We start from the raw sequence: 22,030 nt of genomic DNA, 5'->3' as shown, positions 1-22,030 counted from the left end.
ATGCGTTTTTAGCACGACCATTCGAAATAATTCAGGAGACGCTGCATGGAGAAAATCTGGCTGAAATCTTACCCACACGGCGTTCCCGCAGAGATCGACCCGACGCGCTATTCGTCGGTGGCCGAGTTGCTCGAGGAAGCCTTTCGCGATCACCGCGCGAAGCCGGCGTTCGTGTGCATGGGCAAGCAGATCAGCTACGGAGAACTCGACGAGCTTTCGCGCAATCTCGCGGCGTGGCTGCAGTCGAAGGGGCTTGCGCGCGGCGCGCGTGTCGCGATCATGATGCCGAACGTACTGCAGTATCCGGTCGCGATCGCCGCGATTCTGCGCGCGGGCTATGTGGTCGTGAATGTCAATCCGCTGTACACGCCGCGCGAGCTCGAACATCAACTGAAGGACAGCGGCACCGAAGCGATCATCGTGCTCGAGAACTTCGCGGGTACCTTGCAGGCAATCGTGCGCGATACGCCGGTCAAGCATGTGGTCGTCGCGGCAATGGGCGACCTGATGGGTGTCAAGGGCCCGCTCGTGAACTTCGTCGTGCGCAAGGTAAAGAAAATGGTGCCGGCGTGGAGTCTGCCCGGGCACGTCAGGTTCAACGACGCGGTCTCGGAGGGCGCTAGTCTGACGTTCCAGCCGGTCCGGCAGGGGCCCGACGACATCGCGTTCCTCCAATACACAGGCGGCACCACCGGCGTGGCCAAGGGCGCGACGCTGCTGCACCGGAATCTGATCGCGAACGTGTTGCAATCGGAGGTCTGGCTCAATCCGGTGCGCGCACACCGCGCGGATATCGATCAGTTCATCACGGTCGTCGCGCTGCCGCTGTATCACGTGTTCGCGCTGACCGTGTGCGGGTTGCTGACGATCCGCACCGGCGGTCTCGGCGTGCTGATTCCGAATCCGCGCGATATCGCCGGCATGATCAAGTCGCTCGAGGGTTACGCGATCACGACGATCCCCGCGGTCAACACGCTCTACAACGCGATGTTGAACAGCCCCGAGTTCCGCAAGCTCGACTTCTCGAAGCTGCTGACCGCGAACGGCGGCGGCATGGCGGTCCAGGAGGCGGTCGCGAAGCGCTGGTTCGAGCTGACGCGCACGCCGATCGTCGAGGGCTACGGGCTGTCGGAAACCTCGCCGTGCGTGACCTGCAATCCCGTCACCGCCACCGAATACAACGGCACGATCGGCCTGCCGCTGCCGTCGACCGAAGTCTCGATCCGCGACGACGAAGGCAACGAAATGCCGCCCGGCCAGCCCGGCGAGATCTGCATTCGCGGCCCTCAGGTGATGGCGGGCTACTGGAACCGGCCCGACGAGACCGCCAAGGTGATGACGGCAGACGGCTTCTTCAAATCCGGCGACGTCGGCATCATGAGCGCGGACGGCTTCGTGAAGATCGTCGATCGCAAGAAGGACATGATTCTGGTGTCCGGCTTCAACGTGTATCCGAATGAAGTCGAGGACGTCGTCGCCAAGCTGCCGGGCGTATTCGAGGTCGCGGCGGTTGGGGTGCCTGATCAGCATTCGGGCGAGGCAGTGAAGCTATTCGTCGTGAAGAAGGATCCGTCGCTGACCGACGAACAGATCTTCGCGTACTGCAAAACGCAGCTGACCGGCTACAAGCGGCCCAAGGTCGTCGAATTCCGCACCGAGCTGCCGAAAAGCAATGTCGGCAAGATCCTGCGCCGCGAACTGCGCGACGGCAGGGCTTGAGCGAGAAAAATGAAAAGCCCGGCGCACGCAAGTGCGCTGGGCTTTTTTGTTGCCCCCCTAAACCCCGCGCATAAAAAAAGGCGCCCGAAGGCGCCTTGAGACAAACTGCGTTTTTACGACTTATTAGAACTTGTGGCGGATCCCGACGCGAGCCGTGAACTGGTTGTTGGTCGTCGAACCGGTCAGGCCGTTGATGGCTGCCGTTGCCGCGACCACCTGGCCTGTCGCATTGACCGTGTCGCCCAGAGCGTGCTGGTACACGCCGACCAGGTACACGTCGGTACGCTTGGACAGGAAGTAGTCCACGCCCAGTGCGCCCTGATGGTACTGAGCACGCGAGTTGCCTTCGACCTGCGTGCCGCGCGTGTAGTCATACGCTGCACCGACCAGCAGTGCCGGGGTCAACTGATACTTGAAGTTGATTTCGCCGTTGTTGAACGTTGCCTTCTGGCCAGTGAACGGCGACGCGAACGTCTTGCCGAGGTTGCCGAACTGGACGTTCGAATACGTCAGGCCGACGGTTGCCGCGCCGAACGTGTATGCACCGCCTGCGCCGATGACCTGGTACGTGTTAGCCGACGAGAAGCCGGCGTACACCGGGCTCGACACCGCGAAACCCGCCGGGCTCGCGGTCGAGAAACCGGCGCCTGGCGTGTTCGCTGCGATCGTGCCGCCGTTGTTGAACAGACCGCCCGACGCTGCCGGCGTACGTGCGTTCAAATAGCCCACGCCCAACTGCAGCGGACCGTTGTTATAGCCACCACCCAACGACCAGATCTGGTTGCCGGAGAAGTTGCCTGCCTGGCCGCCGAAGCTGTACGTGCCGCCGAACGTCAGGCCGCCGTAGTTCGCGCTCGTGTACTTGACCGTGTTGTTGGTGCGATAAGCGTTGTTGAAGTTGTCGATATCGCCCGGGTGAGCGGCGATGTAGCCGCCCCACTGATCACCCGCTTCGAACGGACCCACGTAGTCGACGACGGAATCGTACTGACGACCCAGCGTGACCGTGCCGAAGTTGCTCGACAAACCGACGTAGGCCTGACGGCCGAACATCAGGCCGCCTTGACCGAGCTTGCCATTCGTGGTGTCAAAGCCGTTTTCCAAAACGAACAGGGCCTTCAGACCGCCGCCCAGATCTTCCGTGCCGCGCAGCCCGAAACGCGAGCCTTGCAGGACGCCGCTGGACATGTTGTACAGATGGCTGCCGCCCGAGTTGGTGTTCATATTGATCCCAACGTCAACGATGCCGTACAGGGTCACGCTGCTCTGCGCATGAGCGACGCCTGCGAACGCGCCCAAGGCTGCGAGAGCGAGAAGCGACTTTTTCATCGAATGATCTCCAAGGAATACGAATCTTTTGTACAAGGCGAAATATTTAGTTAGTGCTGAAGGCCTTGCTTGTCCAACTTCGCGAGAAGTTGCCACGTAATGTAACAAAAGGCATACATGCCACAAAGCAAAAGGAGTCGCTCCGGACGGCCGCTGTTTCGTTTACGCAACATGGTCTAGAATCCGAAATTAACCGCCCATTTCATGCGGATTCGTGCCTGTCGGACAGCGACTTTCATGTCGCATGGCCTTGCCGCACGGACCTCCCGGGACCATGCGGCGGTTCATGAATCAGGGAGTGCTTTATGCTGCTGGACGAGTTGATTGGCGAGTTCGATCGGGGTTTACGCTCACTAACGGGAGTCGCGCGGATGAGCCGCCCGTTGCCGCTTGCGCAGGTTTCCGCGGCGACGGCCGAGGCGTCAGAACTCTCGCCCGCGGAGCGCGCGCACGCGGCGGGTTTGATGCGGGTGAACCACGTCGGCGAAGTGTGCGCGCAGGCGCTTTATCAGGCGCAGAAACTCGCCACCGACTCGCCTTCATTGCGCGCCATGTTCGATCACGCCGCGTCGGAAGAAGAAGATCATCTGGCGTGGACCGCCAAACGCCTCGAAGCGCTCGACTCGCGTCCGAGTCTGCTCAACCCGCTGTGGTACACCGGCGCGCTCGCGCTCGGTCTCGCCGCGGGACGTCTCGGCGATCGCGTGAGTCTCGGCTTCATGGCCGAAACGGAGCGTCAGGTCGAGCAGCATCTCGACAGTCATCTCGAGCAGTTGCCCGCGGCTGACCACGAATCGCGCGCGATCGTCGAGCAGATGCGCGCCGATGAAGCGCGGCACGGCAAGGCCGCGATGGACGCCGGTGGCATCGAGTTGCCGTTTCCGGCGCGCGCATTGATGCGCGCGATGTCGAAGGTGATGACGCGCACCGCTTATTACATATGAACCCTTCTGGCGCTTCGCTTCGCCGACCGGAGCGCCGCGCGCCTCACCATCGCTATCGCTGAACGCATTTTTCGCAAGTGAAACGGCGCGCCGCGCGCCCTTCCTCATCCGTCCCCGCAAAGTTGGTTTTCCCCTTCCAGACGTCCTTAACGATCTCTTTCAATCCGCGCTGTTTCCCCGCACTTTTCACGTATCACCTTCACAAGTTGCACTAGCCCATTCATTTATAACGGTTTTCCGTTTTATGCGGGACGTGAAGGAGTCGCGCTAAGTCCTTGTTCTAACAAACAAAATCCGCTCGAAAAGCGGGCCGCTCCCTTGACCCGTGTTTGGCGTTACTCTAAAGTGGGAGACAGTGTGAGAAAGTGTATTTTTGTGTGTTCCCGACGTCACTTTCGGGTAGATTTTCACGGACCGGGCGAGCGGCGCAAACAGCGTCGCAATAGGGGAGAGCGAAGTGTTCCAAGGGGCGTCGGCGCTGACGCTCGATGCGAAGGGGAGAATGTCGATTCCCTCTCGTTATCGGGATGCGCTGCAAACACAGGCAGAGGGCCGGGTGACGATCACCAAGCACCCGGACGGCTGCCTGTTGCTCTTCCCGCGCCCCGAATGGGAGATGTTCCGTGACAAGGTCGACAAGCTGCCCATGAACGCAGCCTGGTGGAAGCGCATTTTTCTCGGCAATGCAATGGATGTGGATATGGACGGCGCAGGCCGCGTGCTCGTGTCGCCGGAGTTGCGCGCGGCGGGCTCGCTGGAGAAAGAAGTGACCTTGCTCGGCATGGGCCGTCACTTCGAGCTCTGGGATGCACAGATTTACGCCGCGAAGGAACAGGCGGCGATCGCCGAGGGCATGCCCGACGCGTTGAAAGACTTCACGTTCTGATCGCGGCTCATTTATATGGCACCTGCGATGAGAAACGAATTGCAGCATCGCACGGTGCTGTTGAACGAAGCGGTCGATGCGCTGGTCACGCGTGCCGACGGCACGTATGTGGACGGCACGTTCGGCCGTGGGGGTCATAGCCGCCTCGTGCTGGAACGGCTCGGTGAGGCGGGGCGGCTGATCGCGTTCGATAAAGATCCGCTCGCGATCGCAACGGCGCAGCAGATCGCCGATCCGCGCTTTGCCATCGTGCACGAGAGTTTTGCTTCACTGCGCGCCGCAATGGCGGAGCGCGGAGTAGGGCGTGTGTCGGGGGTGTTGTTGGATCTGGGCGTGTCGTCGCCGCAAGTCGACGATCCGGAGCGGGGCTTCAGCTTTCGCGCCGACGGCCCGCTCGACATGCGGATGGACCCGACGCGCGGCGAGTCTGCGGCTGACTGGCTCGCGCGGGCCACGGTGCAGGAATTGACGGAGGTGATACGAGATTATGGGGAAGAACGGTTTGCTTTTCAGATTGCAAAGGCGCTTGTTGCTCGCCGGGCAGAGTCCGACCGTCTTGGGCCTCTCGTCAGCACGGGCGAGCTTGCCCAAATCGTGGCTAACGTCGTCAAAACCCGTGAGAAGGGCAAGGACCCGGCAACCCGCACCTTTCAGGCTATACGGATTCACGTCAATCAAGAGCTTGCGGAGCTGCAAGTCGTTCTAGAAGCAGCGTTGTCGTTGTTGGAGCAAGGGGGGCGGCTGGTGGTCATCAGCTTTCATTCGCTCGAGGACCGTATCGTCAAACGATTCATGCAGGCGCATGCAAGCGCGCCGGCGGTCGACCGACGTCTGCCGATCCGCGCGGTCGACCTGCCGAGCCCTCCGCTCAAGATCATCGGACGCGTATTCGCGAGCGACGCCGAAGTCGCCGGCAACCCGCGCGCCCGTTCTGCCGTGATGCGCGTGGCGGAGCGGATCGCGCCATGAACCGCCTCAATATTTTCCTGCTGATCATCGTGATGGGCTGCGCCTTGTCGGTGGTCAACGCGACCAATCAGCAGCGGCAGATCTTCATCCAGCTGCAGCGCGCGCAGTCGCAGGAGCGTCAGCTGCAGCAGGACTATTCGCAGCTTCAATATCAGCAGAGCGCGCTGTCCAAAACCTCGCGCATCGAGCAGATCGCCACTGCCTCGCTGAAGATGCAATCGGTCACCACGGGGCGCACCCAGTACCTGACGCTCGACCCGGGAGCCGCGACGGCGACCGACGCCCCGATTCCGACTTCGGCGCCGGCCTCGGCCCCGGTCGCGACCCGTCGCGGAGGCACGCGATGAAAAAATCGTCGGCACACAAGAGCGTCGCGTTTTCGGCCAACCCGATCCTGTCGGTGCGTCTGCCGATGTGGCGCTCGAAGCTCGTCGTGTTCATGCTGTTCATGGCGTTCGTCGCGCTCGCCGCGCGCGCGTTCTGGATTCAGGGCCCCGGCAACGCGTTCTATCTGAAGCAGGGCGAAATCCGCTATCAGCGCCGCATCGACATGCCGGCCACGCGCGGCAAGATTCTCGACCGCAACGGCCTCGTGCTCGCCACCAGCCTGCCGGTGCGCGCAATCTGGGCGATTCCCGAATCGGTGCCCGACGACCTCGGCGCCGACAAGCTCGACGCGCTCGGCAAACTGCTCGGCATGAGCATGAAGGAGCTGCGCGCGAAGCTTTCCGAGGACAAGACCTTCGTCTACGTGAAGCGCCAGGTGCCGGTCGACGTCGCCGATAAAGTCGTTGCGCTCGACATCCCCGGCATTTACTCGCGGGCCGAATACAAGCGCTTCTATCCGGAAGGCGAGATCACCGCTCATCTGATCGGCTTCACGAACGTCGAGGACGAGGGCCAGGAAGGTGTCGAGCTCGGCGACCAGAAACTGCTCGCCGGTCTGTCGGGCAGCCGTCGCGTGATCAAGGACCGGATGGGCCACATCATCGAGGACGTGGACGAGCAGGTCGTGCCGCACAACGGCCAGGACGTCGATCTGTCGATCGACAGCAAAATCCAGTACATCGCTTATACGAACCTGAAAGCGGCCGTCGAAAAATCCAAGGCGAAGGCTGGCGCGGCGATGGTGATCGACGTGCGCACCGGCGAAGTGCTCGCGCTCGTCAATTACCCGACCTACAACCCGAACGACCGCTCGCACCTGACCGGCGACCAGCTGCGCAACCGCATCCTGACCGACACGTTCGAGCCGGGCTCGATCATGAAGCCGTTCACGGTGTCGCTCGCGCTCGATCTTCACCGCGTGACGCCGACTACACTGGTAGATACGGGCAACGGCCACTTCGTACTCGACGGCGCGCAGATTACCGACGACAGCGGCTTCGGCGTGCTGACGGTCGGCGGCGTGATCCAGAAGTCGAGCAATATCGGCGCGACCAAAATCGCGATGCAGCTACGGCCCGAAGAGATGTGGAACATGTACACCAGCATCGGTCTCGGCCAGGCGCCGAAGGTCGGTTTTCCGGGCGCGGCGGCGGGCCGTCTGCGTCCGTGGAAGAGCTGGCGGCGCATCGAGCAGGCGACGATGTCGTACGGCTACGGCCTGTCGGTGTCGCTGTTCCAGCTCGGCCGCGCGTACACCGCGATCGCGCACGACGGCGAGATCATGCCGGTGACGATTTTCCACACCCCTGGCGACCAGCCGGCCACCGGTCCGCAGATCTTTTCGCCGACCACCGCGCGTGAAGTCCGCGCGATGCTCGAAGCCGTGGTGTCGCCGCAAGGCACGTCGCCGGATGCCGCGGTGCCCGGCTATCGCGTCGGCGGCAAGAGCGGTACCGCGTACAAGCACGGGCCGCACGGCTACGACCACTCCAAATATCGCGCGTCGTTCGTCGGCATGGCGCCGATGCCGAATCCGCGCATCGTCGTGGCGGTGTCGGTCGACGAGCCGACGGCGGGTAGCCACTTCGGCGGCCAGGTGTCGGGCCCGGTGTTCTCGGGCATCGTCGGCGACACGCTGCGCGCGCTGAACGTGCCGCCTGACATGCCCGTCAAGCAGATGGTCGTGTCCGACGATTCGGCGCCGCCCGCGCCCGCCGCGCCGGCCACGCAGTCCGGAGCCAGGAAGCTGTCGACGAGCCCCGGCGTGAAGAAGATGACCATTTCCGCCAACCCGAAAAATCATCCAGGAGTCGAGCGATGAGCGCGCTGCGCAAGCAACATCCCGCGCACCGGCAGATCGCCGACGCCCTCGCCTGGCTGCACGCGCACGTGCAGCCAGGCGCGCATCTGCACGCCGACACGCGCTCGCTCGCGGCCGGCGACGCGTTCCTCGCGTACGCGGTCGACGGCGCGGACAACCGCGCGTTCATCGACGCCGCAATCGAGCGCGGCGCGGCCGCCGTGCTGGTGCAACCCGAAGGCTTCAGCGGCACGCTCGATGCATCGGTCGCCCATGCGGTGCCGGCGTTGAACGAACTCGCCGGCACGATCGCGAGCGCGTGGTATCGCGATCCGAGCGACGCGATGCTCGCGGTCGGCATCACCGGCACCAACGGCAAGACTTCGTGCAGCCAGTGGGTCGCCGCGGCGCTGTCGGCGCTCGGCACGCGCTGCGCGATCGTCGGCACGCTCGGCACCGGCCTGGTTGGCCAGCTCGTGCACACCGGCTTCACGACGCCCGACGCACCGCAATTGCAACGCAGCCTCGCGCAATTGCGCGACGCGGGCGCGCAGGCGGTGGCGATGGAAGTGTCGTCGCATGCGCTGCATCAGGGGCGGGTGAACGGCACCGCTTTCGACATCGCGGTGTTCACCAACCTGACGCAGGACCATCTCGACTATCACGGCACCTTCGAAGCATACGAAGCCGCCAAGGCGCGCCTGTTCGCGTGGCCCGAGCTGCGCGCGGCCGTGATCAATCGCGACGATGCCGCCGGCCGGCGTTTGCTCGCGAGCACGCGCGCTCACGCGCGCACGATCGCCTATGGCATCGAGGCCGGACAAGACAGCGCTGGCGCTGGACGCACATCGCAGGCCGACGCGTGGCTCACCGCATCGGACGTGCGGGCCACCGCGACCGGCACCGCGTTTCATCTGAACACGTCGGACTGGGGCAACGCCAAACTCGAAGTGCAAACGCTGGGCCTCTTCAACGTCAGCAATCTGCTCGCGGTGCTCGGCGTGCTGCTCGCCGCCGACGTGCCGTTCGACGCGGCGCTCGCCGAACTCGCGAAGCTCGAACCGGTGAACGGCCGCATGCAGCGTCTGGGCGGACGTCTGCAGAACGACGAACCGCTCGTCGTGATCGACTACGCGCACACGCCCGATGCGCTCGAAAAAACGCTCGAGGCACTGCGCCCGATCGCCGCCGCGCGCGGCGGAGAACTCGTCTGCATGTTCGGCTGCGGCGGCGACCGCGATGCGACCAAGCGTCCGCTGATGGGCGAGATCGCCGAGCGGCTCGCGGACAACGTCGTCGTGACGAGCGACAACCCGCGCAGCGAAGATCCGCTCGCGATCATCGAGCAGATCGCCACGGGCATGCGAGACGCCTCGAAGGCGCGCCGCATCGAGGACCGCGCGAGCGCGATCCTGCAGGCGGTCCGCGGCGCCGCGCGCGAAGACGTGATCGTGCTGGCCGGCAAGGGCCACGAAGCCACCCAGGAAATCATGGGCAAGAAACGCGCTTTCTCCGATCAGGACCATGCCCGCCTCGCGCTCGCCGCGCGGGCGACGCAAACCCGCGGAGGTGGCGAATGACGATGTTCTCGCTACGTGCGGCCGCCGCGCAGATCCCCGGCGCGAGCGTCGTCGGCGACGACGGCGTGCGCTTCGAGCGCGTGTCGACCGACAGCCGCAGCGCCGGCCCCGGCGATCTGTTCATCGCGATCAAGGGCGATCGTTTCGACGCCCACGACTTCCTGCCGCAAGTCGCCGAGCGCAACGTCGCGGCCGTGCTCGTCGCGCGTACGCCGGAGAACTGGAGCGTGCCCGCGATCCGCGTCGCCGACACGCGCGAAGCGCTCGGCGCGCTCGCGCGCGGCTGGCGGCGTCAGTTCGATTTGCCGCTCGTCGCGGTCACGGGCAGCAACGGCAAGACCACGGCCAAGGAAATGATCGCGTCGATCTTCGCGGCCGGGGTCGGCGCGGATGCGCGCCTCGCGACAGCAGGCAATTTCAACAACGACATCGGCCTGCCGCTCACGCTGTTCCGTCTGCACGCCGCGCATCGGCTCGCGGTGGTCGAGCTCGGCATGAACCATCCGGGCGAAACCGAACAGCTCGCGAAGCTCGCCGAGCCGACGGTCGCCGTCGTCAACAACGCGCAGCGCGAGCACCAGGAATTCATGGCGACCGTCGAGGCGGTCGCGCTCGAACACGCGAGCGTGATTCACGCGCTGTCGCCGCAAGGCACAGCGGTGTTCCCCGCCGACGACGCGTACGCGAGCATCTGGCGCGTCGCCGCCACCGGCAGTCGCATCGTCGATTTCGCGTTGAACAGCGCGGAGCGCACCACCGAAGCTGTGGTGAAGGGCAGGTTCGACGGCAAGCATCTGTCGATCGACACGCCGCAAGGCCATCTCGACGTCACGCTGCAAGTGCTTGGCGATCACAACGCGCACAACGCGCTCGCGGCGGCCTCGGCGGCGTTGGCCGCGGGGGTGTCGCTCGACGCGATCCAGCGCGGCCTCGAATCGTTCGGCGCGGTGAAGGGCCGTCTGCAGGTCAAGCAGGCCGCGCTCGGCACGCTCGCAGGCGCAACCGTGATCGACGACACCTACAACGCGAATCCCGATTCGATGCGCGCCGCGATCGACGTGCTCGCGTCACGTGAATCGCCGCGTGTGCTCGTGATGGGCGACATGGGCGAAGTCGGCGACAACGGCCCGGCGTTTCATCGCGAGATCGGCGCGTATGCGAAAGAGCGCGGAATCGACGCGCTGTATGCAATCGGCGACGCCTCGCGCGACGCCTGCGCCGCCTACGGCGCCGGCGCGCAGCACGTCGCCGATGTCGGCGCGCTGGTCGCGCAACTGCAGCAGGCCGGCTTCGGCGCTGCCGCAACGCTTCTCGTGAAAGGCTCGCGCTTCATGCAGATGGAGCGCGTGGTGGACGCCGTGACGAGTCCACAACCCAACGCCGCGGGCTCGACGCCCGCCGCACGTTAAAAGAAGGATCCAGGCATGCTACTGGCGCTGGCGCAATGGCTGCAGAATGACGCAAGCTTCTTGCGCGTGTTCAGTTATCTGACGTTTCGCGCGGTGATGGCGACCATCACCGCGCTGTTGATCGGGCTCGTCTGCGGCCCGGCGGTCATTCGCAAACTGACCGCGATGAAGGTCGGCCAGGCCGTTCGCAAGGACGGTCCGCAAACTCACCTCATCAAATCGGGCACGCCGACGATGGGCGGCGTGCTGATCCTGCTCGGCATCGGCGTGGCCACGCTGCTGTGGGCCGATCTGACCAACCGTTTCATCTGGATCGTGATGCTGGTCACGTTCGGCTTCGGCGTGATCGGCTGGGTCGACGATTACCGCAAGGTCGTCTACAAGGACCCGCGTGGCATGTCGTCGCGCGAAAAGTATTTCTGGCAATCGGTGATCGGTCTGTTCGCGGCGGTTTATCTCGCGTTCAGCGTCTCCGAGGCGAGCAACGTGCGCGTGTTCGATCTGTTCATGGCGTGGGTGCGCAGCGGCCTGTCGATGGGGCTGCCCGCGCGCGCCGACCTGCTGCTGCCGTTCTTCAAGTCGATCACCTATCCGCTCGGCGTGTGGGGCTTCATCGTGCTCACGTATCTGGTGATCGTCGGCGCGAGCAACGCGGTGAATCTGACGGATGGCCTCGACGGCCTCGTGATCATGCCGGTCGTGCTGGTCGGCGCGTCGCTCGGCGTGTTCGCGTACGTGATGGGCAGTTCGGTCTATTCGAAGTACCTGTTGTTTCCGCACATTCCCGGCGCGGGCGAATTGCTGATTTTCTGTTCGGCGATGGGCGGCGCGGGTCTGGCGTTCCTTTGGTTCAACACGCATCCGGCGCAGATGTTCATGGGCGACGTCGGCGCGCTCGCGCTTGGCGGCGCGCTCGGCACGGTCGCGGTGATCGTGCGGCAAGAAATCGTGCTGTTCATCATGGGCGGCATTTTCGTCGCGGAAACGCTGTCGGTGATGCTGCAGGTCACGTGGTTCAAATACACGAAGCGCCGTTACGGCGAAGGGCGGCGCTTCTTCAAGATGGCACCGCTGCATCACCATTTCGAATTGTCGGGCTGGAAGGAAACGCAGGTGGTCGTGCGTTTCTGGATCATCACGTTGATGTTGTGCCTATTCGGTTTGTCCACGCTCAAATTGCGTTAAGCAGCAGTATTCAAGGAAGCAGGCGATGTTCGGCGAGAAGTTTCGGGATCGGCAAAAGCCGATGGTGCTCGTGCTGGGACTGGGTGAATCCGGTCTCGCGATGGCGCGCTGGTGCGCCAGGCACGGCTGTCGGCTGCGCGTGGCCGATACGCGTGAAGTGCCGCCGAATCTGTCCGCGCTCGAAGCGCATCGCGTGGATACCGATTTCGTCGGCGGTCCGTTTTCGCCGGTGCTGCTCGAAGGCGTCGAGCTGGTCGCGATCAGCCCGGGCCTGTCGCCGCTGGCCGCCGATCTGCTGCCGCTGATCACGGCCGCGCGCCAACAGGGCATTCCGGTGTGGGGCGAGCTCGAGTTGTTCGCGCAGGCGCTGCGCACGCTCGGCGAGTCCGGCTATGCGCCGAAGGTTATCGCGATCACCGGCACGAACGGCAAGACCACGACGACGAGCCTGACCGGCTTGCTGTGCGAACGCGCGGGCAAGAAGGTCGCGGTGGCGGGCAACATCAGCCCGTCGCTGCTCGACAAGCTCTCCGAAGCGATCGACCAGACCGCGCTGCCCGACGTGTGGGTGCTCGAACTGTCGAGCTTCCAGCTGGAGACGTCGCATACGTTTGCGCCGGACGCGGCGGCCGTGCTGAACATCACGCAGGATCACCTGGACTGGCACGGCGGACTCGACGCGTACGCGGCCGCGAAGGGCCGCATCTTCGGTACACAGACGGTGCGCGTGCTGAACCGCGACGACGCGCGCGTGATGACGCTCGCGCCTGCGGGCGGCGACGCGGAGGTCGTCACGTTCGGCGTGACCGAGCCGAACAACCACGGCGACTACGGCCTGCTGCGCGAGAACGGCATGGTGTGGCTCGTCGAAGCGCAAGATCGCGACGCGAGCGACGAAGCCCCGTCGAAGCGCCGTCGCAAGGGCGAAGCGGCCGCCACGCCCGACATTGCGCTGAAGCGTCTGATGCCGGCCGACGCGCTGCGCATCCGCGGCTTGCATAACGCCGCCAACGCGTTGGCCGCGTACGCGCTCGCACGCGCGGTCGGCCTGCCCGGCGCGCCGCTTTTGCATGGGCTGCGCGAGTACCGCGGCGAGCCGCATCGCGTGGAGCTGATCGCGTCGATCGACGGCATCGACTACGTGGACGACAGCAAGGGCACCAACGTCGGTGCGACGGTCGCCGCGCTCGACGGTCTCGCGCAACGCGCGGTGCTGATTGCCGGCGGCGACGGCAAGGGTCAGGAATTCGAGCCGCTCGCCGCACCGGTGATGCGCTGGTGCCGCGCGGTGATGCTGATCGGCCGCGACGCGCCGCAGATTCGCGCGGCGCTCGAACATTGCGGCGTCGCGATGACCGATCACGCGACGCTGGAAGACGCGACCCGCGCGGCCACCGCGCTCGCGCAGCCCGGCGACGCGGTGCTGCTGTCGCCCGCGTGCGCGAGCTTCGACATGTTCAAGGGTTACGCACACCGCGCGGCCGTATTCCGCAGCACGGTCGAAGATATCGCGGCCGAACGGGGGACGATGATATGAGCTGGTCCGAACGTTTTGGCTCGCGTGAAGCCGCCGGCGGCAACGGCGCCGCACGCACCTCCACGCGCACGTCCACCCGCACGGGCGGCAGCGGCCTCGCGAGCGCAGTCAACGGTGTTCGGCCGCTGCGTTCGCGCATGCTCGACTACGACCACTCTCTGCTGTGGGTCGTCGTCGCGCTGCTCGGGCTCGGCATCGTGATGGTGTACTCGGCGTCGATCGCGATGCCCGATTCGCCGAAGTACGCGTCGTACCGCGATTACGCGTTTCTCGTGCGGCAGACCATCTTCGTCGTGATGGGCGCGGTGGTCGGCGTCGTATCGTTCCGCATTCCGATTTCGACGTGGGACAAGTACGCGCCGAAGCTGTTTCTGATCTCGCTCGTCGCGCTCGTGATCGTGCTGATTCCGCACGTGGGCAAGGGTGTGAACGGCGCGCGCCGCTGGATCCCGCTCGGCATCACGAACATGCAGCCGTCGGAAATCATGAAGCTCGCGGTGACGATCTACGCAGCGAACTACACGGTGCGCAAGCAGGAGTACATGCACAGCTTCGCGAAGGGCTTCCTGCCGATGGCGGTCGCGGTTGGTCTGGTCGGCATGCTGCTGCTGCTCGAGCCCGACATGGGCGCGTTCATGGTGATCGCGGCGATCGCGATGGGCGTGCTGTTCCTGGGCGGCGTGAACGGCAAGCTGTTCGGCGGCCTCGTCGCGACCGCGGTAGGCACGTTCACGTTGCTGGTGTGGGCGTCGCCGTGGCGTCGTGAGCGGATCTTCGCGTACCTCGATCCGTGGGACGACCGCTACGCACAGGGCAAGGCGTATCAGCTCACGCACTCGCTGATCGCGTTCGGGCGCGGCGAGTGGTTCGGCGTCGGGCTCGGCGGCAGCGTCGAGAAGCTCAACTATCTGCCGGAAGCGCATACCGACTTCATTCTTGCGGTGATCGGCGAGGAGCTGGGTTTCGTCGGCGTGCTGGTCGTGATCCTGATGTTCTACTGGATCGTGCGCCGCTCGTTCGAGATCGGCCGTCAGGCGCTCGCGCTCGACCGCACGTTCGCGGGTCTCGTCGCGAAGGGCATCGGCATCTGGTTCGGCGCGCAGACCTTCATCAACATGGGCGTGAACCTCGGTCTTCTGCCGACCAAGGGCCTGACCTTGCCGCTCGTCAGCTATGGCGGCTCGGGCATCTTGCTGAACTGCGTGGCGATCGCGGTGCTGATGCGGGTCGACTACGAGAACCGGGTGTTGATGCGCGGGGGAAAGGTATGACGGCTCTGCCACAACGCACGCTGATGGTGATGGCCGGCGGGACCGGGGGACACGTGTTCCCGGGGCTCGCGGTCGCGCATCGGATGCAGGCGTGGGGCTGGAAAGTCGTATGGCTCGGCAACCCCGCGGGCATGGAAGCGACGCTCGTACCGAAGCATGGCATTGCGATGGAGTACGTGCGCTTCGGCGGCGTGCGCGGCAAGGGGTTGAAGACCAAGCTGATGCTGCCGGTGAACCTGCTGCGCGCGTGCACGCAGAGCTTGCGCGTGCTGCGTCGCGTGAAACCCGACGTCGTGCTCGGCATGGGCGGCTACATCACGTTTCCGGCCGGGCTGATGACCGCGCTGAGTGGCCGGCCGCTCGTGCTGCATGAGCAGAATTCGATCGCGGGTCTCGCGAACAAGGTGCTCGCGAAGCTCGCCAGGCGCGTGCTGGTCGCGTTTCCGAATGCGCTCCCGCATGGCGAATGGACCGGCAATCCGATTCGTGAGGAACTTGCGCGCGCGAATGCACCCAAAGCACGCTACGCGCAGCGTAACGGTCCGCTGAACGTGCTCGTCGTGGGTGGCAGTCTCGGCGCCGCCGCGCTGAACGAAGTCGTGCCGCGCGCGCTCGCGCTGCTTGGCGCCAACGAGAGGCCGCGCATCGTGCATCAGGCGGGCGCCAAGCATATCGAGGCGCTGCGCGAGAACTACGCGGCCGCCGGCTTGCAGGCAGGCGCGGACGTCTCGCTGGTGCCGTTCATCGACGACATGACGAGCGCCTACGCGCAGGCCGATCTGGTGATCTGCCGCTCGGGCGCAATGACGGTATCGGAGATTTCGGCGGTCGGCGTGGCGGCGCTGTTCGTGCCGTTCCCGTACGCGGTCGACGATCACCAGACCACTAATGCAGCGTTCCTCGCCGACAACGGCGCGGCGCTGGTCGTGCAACAACGCGATCTGTCGGCGGAAAAGCTCGCCGACTGGTTGCGCAGCCAGACGCGGGAAAGTCTCGCGCAGATGGCGGAGCGCTCGCGCTCGCTCGCGAAACCGGACGCCACGGAACAGGTCGCGCAGATCTGCGCGACGGTGGCGGGTGCGGGTTCGACGGCGGGCTTGAGCCCAGAAGGAAAGCAATGAAACACATCGTCAAACACATTCATTTCGTCGGCATCGGCGGCGTCGGCATGAGCGGCATCGCCGAAGTGCTCGTCAATCTCGGCTATCAGGTGAGCGGCTCGGATCTGTCGGGCAACGCGGTCACCGAGCGCCTCGCCGCGCTCGGCGCGCGCATTTCGATCGGGCACGCGGCGGAGAATATCGAAGGCGCGAACGCGGTGGTGGTGTCGACCGCGGTGCGCACCGACAACCCGGAAGTGCTGGCCGCGCGTCATCGCCGCATTCCGATCGTGCCGCGGGCGGTGATGCTCGCCGAGCTGATGCGTCTGAAGCAGGGCATCGCGATTGCCGGCACGCACGGCAAGACCACGACCACGTCGCTCGTCGCGAGCGTGCTCGCCGCGGGCGGGCTCGATCCGACCTTCGTGATCGGCGGCCGGCTGATCAGCGCGGGCGCGAATGCGCGTCTCGGCACCGGCGACTTCATCGTCGCGGAGGCGGACGAATCCGACGCGTCGTTCCTGAACCTGTTCCCGGTGATCGAAGTCATCACGAACATCGACGCCGATCATATGGACACCTATGGTCATGACTTCGCGCGTCTGAAGCAGGCGTTCATCGAATTCACGCACCGTCTGCCGTTCTATGGCATCGCGGTGCTGTGCGTCGACGACCCGAACGTGAAGGAGATCCTGCCGTTCGTGTCGAAGCCGATCATTCGATACGGTCTCGCGGCCGATGCGCAGGTGCGCGCGGTCAACGTCGAAGCGCGCGACGGTCGCATGCATTTCACCGCGATGCGTGAAGACGCGGCGCCGCTCGACATCACGTTGAACCTGCCGGGCGAGCACAACGTGCAGAACGCGTTGGCCGCCATTGCAATTGCGACTGAACTCGAAGTGAAAGATGCCGATATCCAGCGAGCGCTCGCGGATTTCAACGGCGTCGGCCGACGCTTCCAGCGCTACGGCGAAGTGCCGGTCGTCAGCAACGGCCACGCCGCGGGCTCCTATACGCTGGTGGACGACTACGGTCATCACCCGGTCGAAATGGCCGCCACGGTCGCGGCGGCGCGCGGCGCATTCCCGGGCCGGCGGCTGGTGCTGGCGTTCCAGCCGCACCGCTTCACACGTACCCGTGATTGCTTCGAGGATTTCGTGAAGGTGCTTTCGACCGTCGACGCGCTCGTGTTGACCGAAGTCTATGCGGCCGGCGAAGCGCCGATCGTTGCCGCGGACGGTCGCGCATTGGCGCGCGCGCTGCGCGTCGCGGGCAAGGTCGAACCGGTGTTCGTCGACACGGTGGACGAGGTGCCGGACGCGCTGTCCGCAGTGGTGCGCGACGGCGACGTGGTGATAACGATGGGCGCGGGTTCGATCGGCGGTGTGCCGGTTCGACTCGCTCAGGAACAGAAGGTGTGAGATGAGCAGTATCGATCCCAAACGATTCGGCAAGGTGGCAGTGCTGCTCGGCGGTGACTCCGCCGAGCGCGAGGTGTCGCTCAATTCCGGGCGTCTCGTGTTGCAAGGTCTACGCGACGCCGGCGTCGACGCGCATCCGTTCGATCCGGCCGAGCGTGCGCTGTCCGCGTTGAAGGATGAAGGCTTCGTGCGCGCATTCAACGCGCTGCATGGCGGCTACGGCGAGAACGGCCAGATCCAGGGCGCGCTCGATTTTTATGGCATCCGCTATACCGGTAGCGGCGTGCTCGGCTCGGCGCTCGGTCTCGACAAGTTCCGCACCAAGCTCGTGTGGCAGCAGCTCGGCATTCCGACGCCGCCGTTCGAAGCGGTGCTGCGCGGTGACGACTACGAAGCGCGCGCGAAGGAGATCGTCGCGAAACTCGGTTTGCCGCTGTTCGTCAAGCCGGCGAGCGAAGGTTCGAGTGTTGCCGTGATCAAGGTGAAGAGCGCCGAGGCGCTGCCGGCCGCGTTGATCGAAGCCGTGAAGCACGACCGTATCGTCGTGGTCGAAAAGAGCATCGAAGGCGGCGGCGAGTACACCGCGTGCATCGCCGGCAATCTGGACCTGCCGGTGATCCGCATCGTGCCGGCCGGCGAGTTCTACGACTACCACGCGAAGTACGTCGCCAACGACACGCAGTATCTGATTCCGTGCGGTCTCGGCGCCGACGAGGAAGCGCGCCTGAAGGCGCTCGCGCGCCGCGCGTTCGATGTGCTCGGCTGCACCGACTGGGGCCGCGCGGACTTCATGCTCGATGGCGAAGGCAAGCCGTACTTCCTCGAAGTCAATACGGCGCCCGGCATGACCGATCACTCGCTGCCGCCGAAAGCGGCACGCGCGGTCGGCATCAGCTATCAGGAACTGGTGGTCGGCGTGTTGGCGCTGACGCTGCAGGACTAACCAAGGCAACCGCAAGCAACATCATGTGGAACAACGTTCGCCAGCTCAATCTCACCACCAACGCGTTGCACGTGTTGCTGGTGCTCGTGCTGCTGGCGGCGGGCGGTTACTGGCTGATCCAGCGCCCGAATTTCGCGCTGCGCGAGATCCAGATCGACGGCGACACCGAGCACATCAATTCGCCGACCGTGCGTGCCGGCGTCGTGGGCCGCCTGAAGGGCAACTACTTCACGGTCGATCTCGACGTCGCGCGGCAGGCGTTCGAGCAGATGCCGTGGGTGCGTCACGCGAGCGTGCGGCGCGTATGGCCGAACGCACTGGCTGTCACGCTCGAGGAGTACAAGCCGCTCGGGACGTGGGGCAGCGATCAGCTGGTGAGCGTCGACGGCGAGCTGTTCACCGCGAACCAGGGCGAGCTCGACGGAGATCTGCCCGCGTTCGACGGCCCGGACGGTACGGCGAAGGAAGTCGTCGCGCGCTATCACGACTTCCAGAAGTGGTTCGCGGCAATTCACGCGAGCCCCGAGGAAGTGACGCTGTCGCCGCGCTACGCGTGGACGGTGAAGCTGTCGAACGGCACGCAGGTGGAGTTGGGCCGCGAACGCAATCAGGACACGCTGGCCGATCGCAGCAAACGCCTGACCGCGGCATGGAGCGCGGTGACGCAACGTTGGGGAGAGGATATCGAGAATGCGGACTTGCGCTATCCGAACGGTTTCGCGATTCGTGCCGCTGGCATGCGCTTCATCAGCGAACCCGACAAGGGCAAGAAGTAAACGGACATCACACGCACTGAGCACGCTATGAGTAAAGACTATAAGGATCTGCTGGTCGCCCTCGACATCGGGACGTCGAAGGTAGTGGCCATCGTCGCCGAGTTGAAGGGCGAGGGTCACTACGAGGTGATCGGTCTCGGCCAGAGCGAATCGAAGGGGCTCAAGAAGGGCGTGGTGGTGAATATCGAGGCCACCGTGCAGTCGATTCAGCGCGCGCTCGAGGAAGCCGAACTGATGGCCGACTGCAAGATCACGAATGTGTTCACCGGCATTGCCGGCAGCCATATCCGCAGCTTCAATTCGAGCGGCATGGTCGCGATCAAGGAGAAGGAAGTCACGCAGGCGGACGTCGCGCGCGTGATCGAAACGGCCAAGGCAATCAACATCCCGACCGACCAGCAGGTGCTGCATATCCTCACGCAGGAATTCATCATCGACGGTCAGGAAGATGTGCGCGAGCCGATCGGCATGAGCGGCATCCGTCTCGAAGTGAAGGTGCATATCGTCACCGGCGCGGTCAGCGCGGCGCAGAACATCGTCAAGTGCGTGCGCCGCTGCGGGCTCGAAGTGAACGACCTGATTCTGCAGCCGCTCGCGTCGTCGCTCGCGGTGCTGACGGAAGACGAAAAGGAACTGGGCGTGGTGCTGGTCGACATCGGCGGCGGCACGACCGACATCGCGATTTTCAGCGAAGGCGCGATCCGCCATACGGCCGTGATTCCGATCGCCGGCGACCAGATCACGAGCGACATCGCGATGGCGCTGCGCACGCCGACGCCGGATGCCGAGGACATCAAGGTCGACTACGGCATCGCCAAGCAGGCGCTCGCCGATCCGGACGAGATGATCGAAGTGCCGGGTCTCGGCGAGCGCGGTCCGCGCACGCTGTCGCGCCAGGCGCTCGCGGCCGTGATCGAGCCGCGCGTCGAAGAGCTGTTTTCGCTCGTGCAGCAGGTGGTGCGCGAGTCGGGTTACGAGGAACTGCTGAGCTCGGGCGTCGTGCTGACGGGCGGCGCGTCGATGATGATCGGCATGGTCGAGCTTGGTGAGGACATTTTCCTGAAGCCGGTACGCATCGGCGTGCCGGAGTATGCGGGCGGTCTCGCCGACGTCGTGCGCAATCCGCGCTATTCGACGGCGATGGGCCTGCTCGTCGAAGGACGCTCGCAGCGGATGCGCGGGCGCAAGGTTGCGGTGCAGTCGGGGTCGATGGGACAGGTGTTCTCGCGTATGAAGGACTGGTTCCTCGGCAACTTCTGATCACGGTTTTGAGAAATTCGCGCTGGTGCCGGCGGCCGGCGCGCGACAGGGGGTTGCCCGATCTCCTGCCGGATAACGCCGAGTGGCGGTAACTTTTTATCTTGACGGAGGCAACATGGAATTCCAGATGCTGGAAACCGAAACGAGCGGCACGATCATCAAGGTCGTCGGAGTCGGTGGCGCTGGCGGCAATGCCGTTCAGCACATGATCAACAAAGGCGTGCAAGGCGTCGACTTCATCGTGATGAACACGGACGCGCAGGCGCTGTCGCGTTCGCGCGCCACCGCGGTGATCCAGCTCGGCAACACGGGTCTGGGCGCGGGCGCCAAGCCGGAAATGGGCCGCGCCGCCGCGGAAGAAGCACGCGAGCGTATCGCCGACGCACTGCGTGGCGCGCACATGGTGTTCATCACCGCCGGCATGGGTGGTGGCACCGGCACGGGCGCGGCACCGGTCGTTGCGCAGATCGCGAAGGAAATGGGTATTCTGACCGTTGGCGTCGTCAGCAAGCCGTTCGAATTCGAAGGCGGCAAGCGCATGCGCGTGGCGGAAGCCGGTTCGCAGCAACTGGAGGATCACGTCGACTCGCTGATCGTCGTGCTGAACGACAAGCTGTTCGAGGTGATGGGCGACGACGCCGAGATGGACAAATGCTTCCAGTGCGCTGACGACGTTCTCAACAACGCGGTCGCGGGCATTGCGGAAATCATCAACGTCGACGGTCTCGTCAACGTCGACTTCGAAGACGTGAAGACCGTGATGGGTGAGCAGGGCAAGGCGATGATGGGCACGGCGACGGTCGCCGGCGTCGATCGCGCGCGTCTCGCCGCCGAACAGGCCGTCGCGAGCCCGCTGCTGGAAGGCGTCGATCTGTCGGGCGCGCGTGGCGTGCTGGTCAACATTACGTCGAGCCGTTCACTGCGTCTGTCGGAAACGCGCGAAGTGATGAACACGATCAAGAGCTATGCCGCGGAAGACGCAACCGTGATCTTCGGCGCCGTGTACGACGACGCGATGGGCGACGCGCTGCGCGTGACGGTCGTCGCGACGGGTCTCGGCCGCGCGGCGAAGAAGCAGCAATCGGCACCGATGACGCTGCTGCGCACCGGCACCGACAACCAGCCGATCGGCGCGATGGCGCATGCGGCGTTCACACCGGCAGCAGGCCATGCCAGCACGGCCGACTACGGCGCGCTCGACACGCCGGCAGTGTGGCGCACGTCACGCGACACGGCAGCCTCGCACGTGCAGGCGTTGCAGGAAAAGGGCGTCGATACGTACGACATTCCGGCATTCCTGCGCAAGCAGGCGGACTGAGCGCACGGGCAGGCTTCGTTGCCGCGCTGCGAGTTGGGTCGCGGTGCAGCGCTGGCGGACGAATGCACGAGCGTGGCGGGTGAACGGCAAGCAGGTCGCGTATCGTCTGATTCGCGGCAGGGGCAACTGCCCTCTGCGGATTCGCGAAGCGGACCGGAGCGACTGCCGGCGAACGGCGTGGCCTATCGTTGAATG

Annotated in this window: 18 protein-coding genes; 17 read left to right on the top strand and 1 reads right to left on the bottom strand. The window is 64.9% G+C overall.

Going from position 1 to position 22,030, the window contains the following annotated elements; translation table 11 throughout:
- Window positions 1-45: 45 nt before the first annotated feature.
- Window positions 46-1,719, top strand: coding sequence for a long-chain fatty acid--CoA ligase (locus BJG93_RS14350; protein WP_027198932.1), 1,674 nt, complete (start codon window positions 46-48; stop codon window positions 1,717-1,719).
- A 123-nt stretch (window positions 1,720-1,842) separates the two neighbouring features.
- Here the strand turns inward: BJG93_RS14350 and BJG93_RS14345 are convergent, their stop codons facing one another.
- Window positions 1,843-3,048, bottom strand: coding sequence for a porin (locus BJG93_RS14345; RefSeq protein WP_027198931.1), 1,206 nt, complete (start codon window positions 3,046-3,048; stop codon window positions 1,843-1,845).
- Window positions 3,049-3,353: 305 nt separating this feature from the next.
- Between BJG93_RS14345 and coq7 the strand changes: the two genes are divergently transcribed.
- From coq7 to ftsZ, 16 genes are all read left to right on the top strand, one after another.
- Complete coding sequence (gene coq7, locus BJG93_RS14340) at window positions 3,354-3,992, top strand: 2-polyprenyl-3-methyl-6-methoxy-1,4-benzoquinone monooxygenase (protein WP_027198930.1); 639 nt, start codon at window positions 3,354-3,356, stop codon at window positions 3,990-3,992.
- Window positions 3,993-4,449: 457 nt separating this feature from the next.
- Window positions 4,450-4,878, top strand: a complete 429-nt coding sequence (gene mraZ / locus BJG93_RS14335) for a division/cell wall cluster transcriptional repressor MraZ (protein ID WP_027198929.1) — start codon at window positions 4,450-4,452, stop codon at window positions 4,876-4,878.
- 15 nt (window positions 4,879-4,893) lie between these two features.
- Window positions 4,894-5,847, top strand: coding sequence for a 16S rRNA (cytosine(1402)-N(4))-methyltransferase RsmH (gene rsmH, locus BJG93_RS14330; protein ID WP_027198928.1), 954 nt, complete (start codon window positions 4,894-4,896; stop codon window positions 5,845-5,847).
- On the top strand, window positions 5,844-6,194 hold the full coding sequence (gene ftsL, locus BJG93_RS14325; protein ID WP_027198927.1) for a cell division protein FtsL: 351 nt from the start codon (window positions 5,844-5,846) through the stop codon (window positions 6,192-6,194). The genes rsmH and ftsL overlap by 4 nt, the downstream gene beginning before the upstream one ends.
- Window positions 6,191-8,056 carry a peptidoglycan D,D-transpeptidase FtsI family protein gene (locus tag BJG93_RS14320; RefSeq protein WP_027198926.1) on the top strand — a complete coding sequence of 622 codons (1,866 nt, stop codon included), beginning with the start codon at window positions 6,191-6,193 and terminating at the stop codon, window positions 8,054-8,056. The genes ftsL and BJG93_RS14320 overlap by 4 nt, the downstream gene beginning before the upstream one ends.
- Window positions 8,053-9,615, top strand: coding sequence for a UDP-N-acetylmuramoyl-L-alanyl-D-glutamate--2,6-diaminopimelate ligase (locus BJG93_RS14315; RefSeq protein WP_027198925.1), 1,563 nt, complete (start codon window positions 8,053-8,055; stop codon window positions 9,613-9,615). The genes BJG93_RS14320 and BJG93_RS14315 overlap by 4 nt, the downstream gene beginning before the upstream one ends.
- Window positions 9,612-11,024 carry a UDP-N-acetylmuramoyl-tripeptide--D-alanyl-D-alanine ligase gene (locus BJG93_RS14310; RefSeq protein ID WP_027198924.1) on the top strand — a complete coding sequence of 471 codons (1,413 nt, stop codon included), beginning with the start codon at window positions 9,612-9,614 and terminating at the stop codon, window positions 11,022-11,024. Before BJG93_RS14315 ends, BJG93_RS14310 begins: the two co-directional genes overlap by 4 nt.
- 15 nt (window positions 11,025-11,039) lie before the next feature.
- Entirely contained in the window at window positions 11,040-12,209 is a 1,170-nt protein-coding gene (mraY, locus tag BJG93_RS14305; protein WP_027198923.1) for a phospho-N-acetylmuramoyl-pentapeptide-transferase, read from the top strand.
- A gap of 25 nt (window positions 12,210-12,234) precedes the next feature.
- A complete protein-coding gene (gene murD / locus BJG93_RS14300; protein ID WP_027198922.1) occupies window positions 12,235-13,746 on the top strand; it encodes a UDP-N-acetylmuramoyl-L-alanine--D-glutamate ligase in 1,512 nt (503 codons plus the stop codon).
- Window positions 13,743-15,017: a putative lipid II flippase FtsW gene (gene ftsW, locus BJG93_RS14295; RefSeq protein WP_027198921.1), complete on the top strand. Its 1,275-nt coding sequence runs from the start codon at window positions 13,743-13,745 to the stop codon at window positions 15,015-15,017. Before murD ends, ftsW begins: the two co-directional genes overlap by 4 nt.
- Window positions 15,014-16,138 (top strand): undecaprenyldiphospho-muramoylpentapeptide beta-N-acetylglucosaminyltransferase, encoded by a 1,125-nt coding sequence (murG, locus tag BJG93_RS14290; RefSeq protein WP_027198920.1) that lies wholly within the window; start codon window positions 15,014-15,016, stop codon window positions 16,136-16,138. The genes ftsW and murG overlap by 4 nt, the downstream gene beginning before the upstream one ends.
- Window positions 16,135-17,538, top strand: a complete 1,404-nt coding sequence (gene murC, locus BJG93_RS14285) for a UDP-N-acetylmuramate--L-alanine ligase (protein ID WP_027198919.1) — start codon at window positions 16,135-16,137, stop codon at window positions 17,536-17,538. Before murG ends, murC begins: the two co-directional genes overlap by 4 nt.
- A 1-nt stretch (window position 17,539) precedes the next feature.
- Window positions 17,540-18,481 (top strand): D-alanine--D-alanine ligase, encoded by a 942-nt coding sequence (locus BJG93_RS14280; RefSeq protein WP_027198918.1) that lies wholly within the window; start codon window positions 17,540-17,542, stop codon window positions 18,479-18,481.
- Between the two features lie 23 nt (window positions 18,482-18,504).
- On the top strand, window positions 18,505-19,257 hold the full coding sequence (locus BJG93_RS14275) for a cell division protein FtsQ/DivIB (RefSeq protein ID WP_027198917.1): 753 nt from the start codon (window positions 18,505-18,507) through the stop codon (window positions 19,255-19,257).
- 27 nt (window positions 19,258-19,284) lie between these two features.
- Window positions 19,285-20,517, top strand: a complete 1,233-nt coding sequence (gene ftsA, locus BJG93_RS14270) for a cell division protein FtsA (protein WP_008921172.1) — start codon at window positions 19,285-19,287, stop codon at window positions 20,515-20,517.
- A gap of 115 nt (window positions 20,518-20,632) precedes the next feature.
- Entirely contained in the window at window positions 20,633-21,835 is a 1,203-nt protein-coding gene (gene ftsZ, locus BJG93_RS14265) for a cell division protein FtsZ (protein ID WP_027198916.1), read from the top strand.
- Window positions 21,836-22,030: the final 195 nt, after the last annotated feature.

This window comes from Paraburkholderia sprentiae WSM5005, assembly GCF_001865575.2.
Lineage (GTDB): Bacteria > Pseudomonadota > Gammaproteobacteria > Burkholderiales > Burkholderiaceae > Paraburkholderia > Paraburkholderia sprentiae.
The sequence above is the reverse complement of the archived record's forward strand: the minus strand, read 5'-3'. Positions and strand labels throughout refer to the sequence as shown.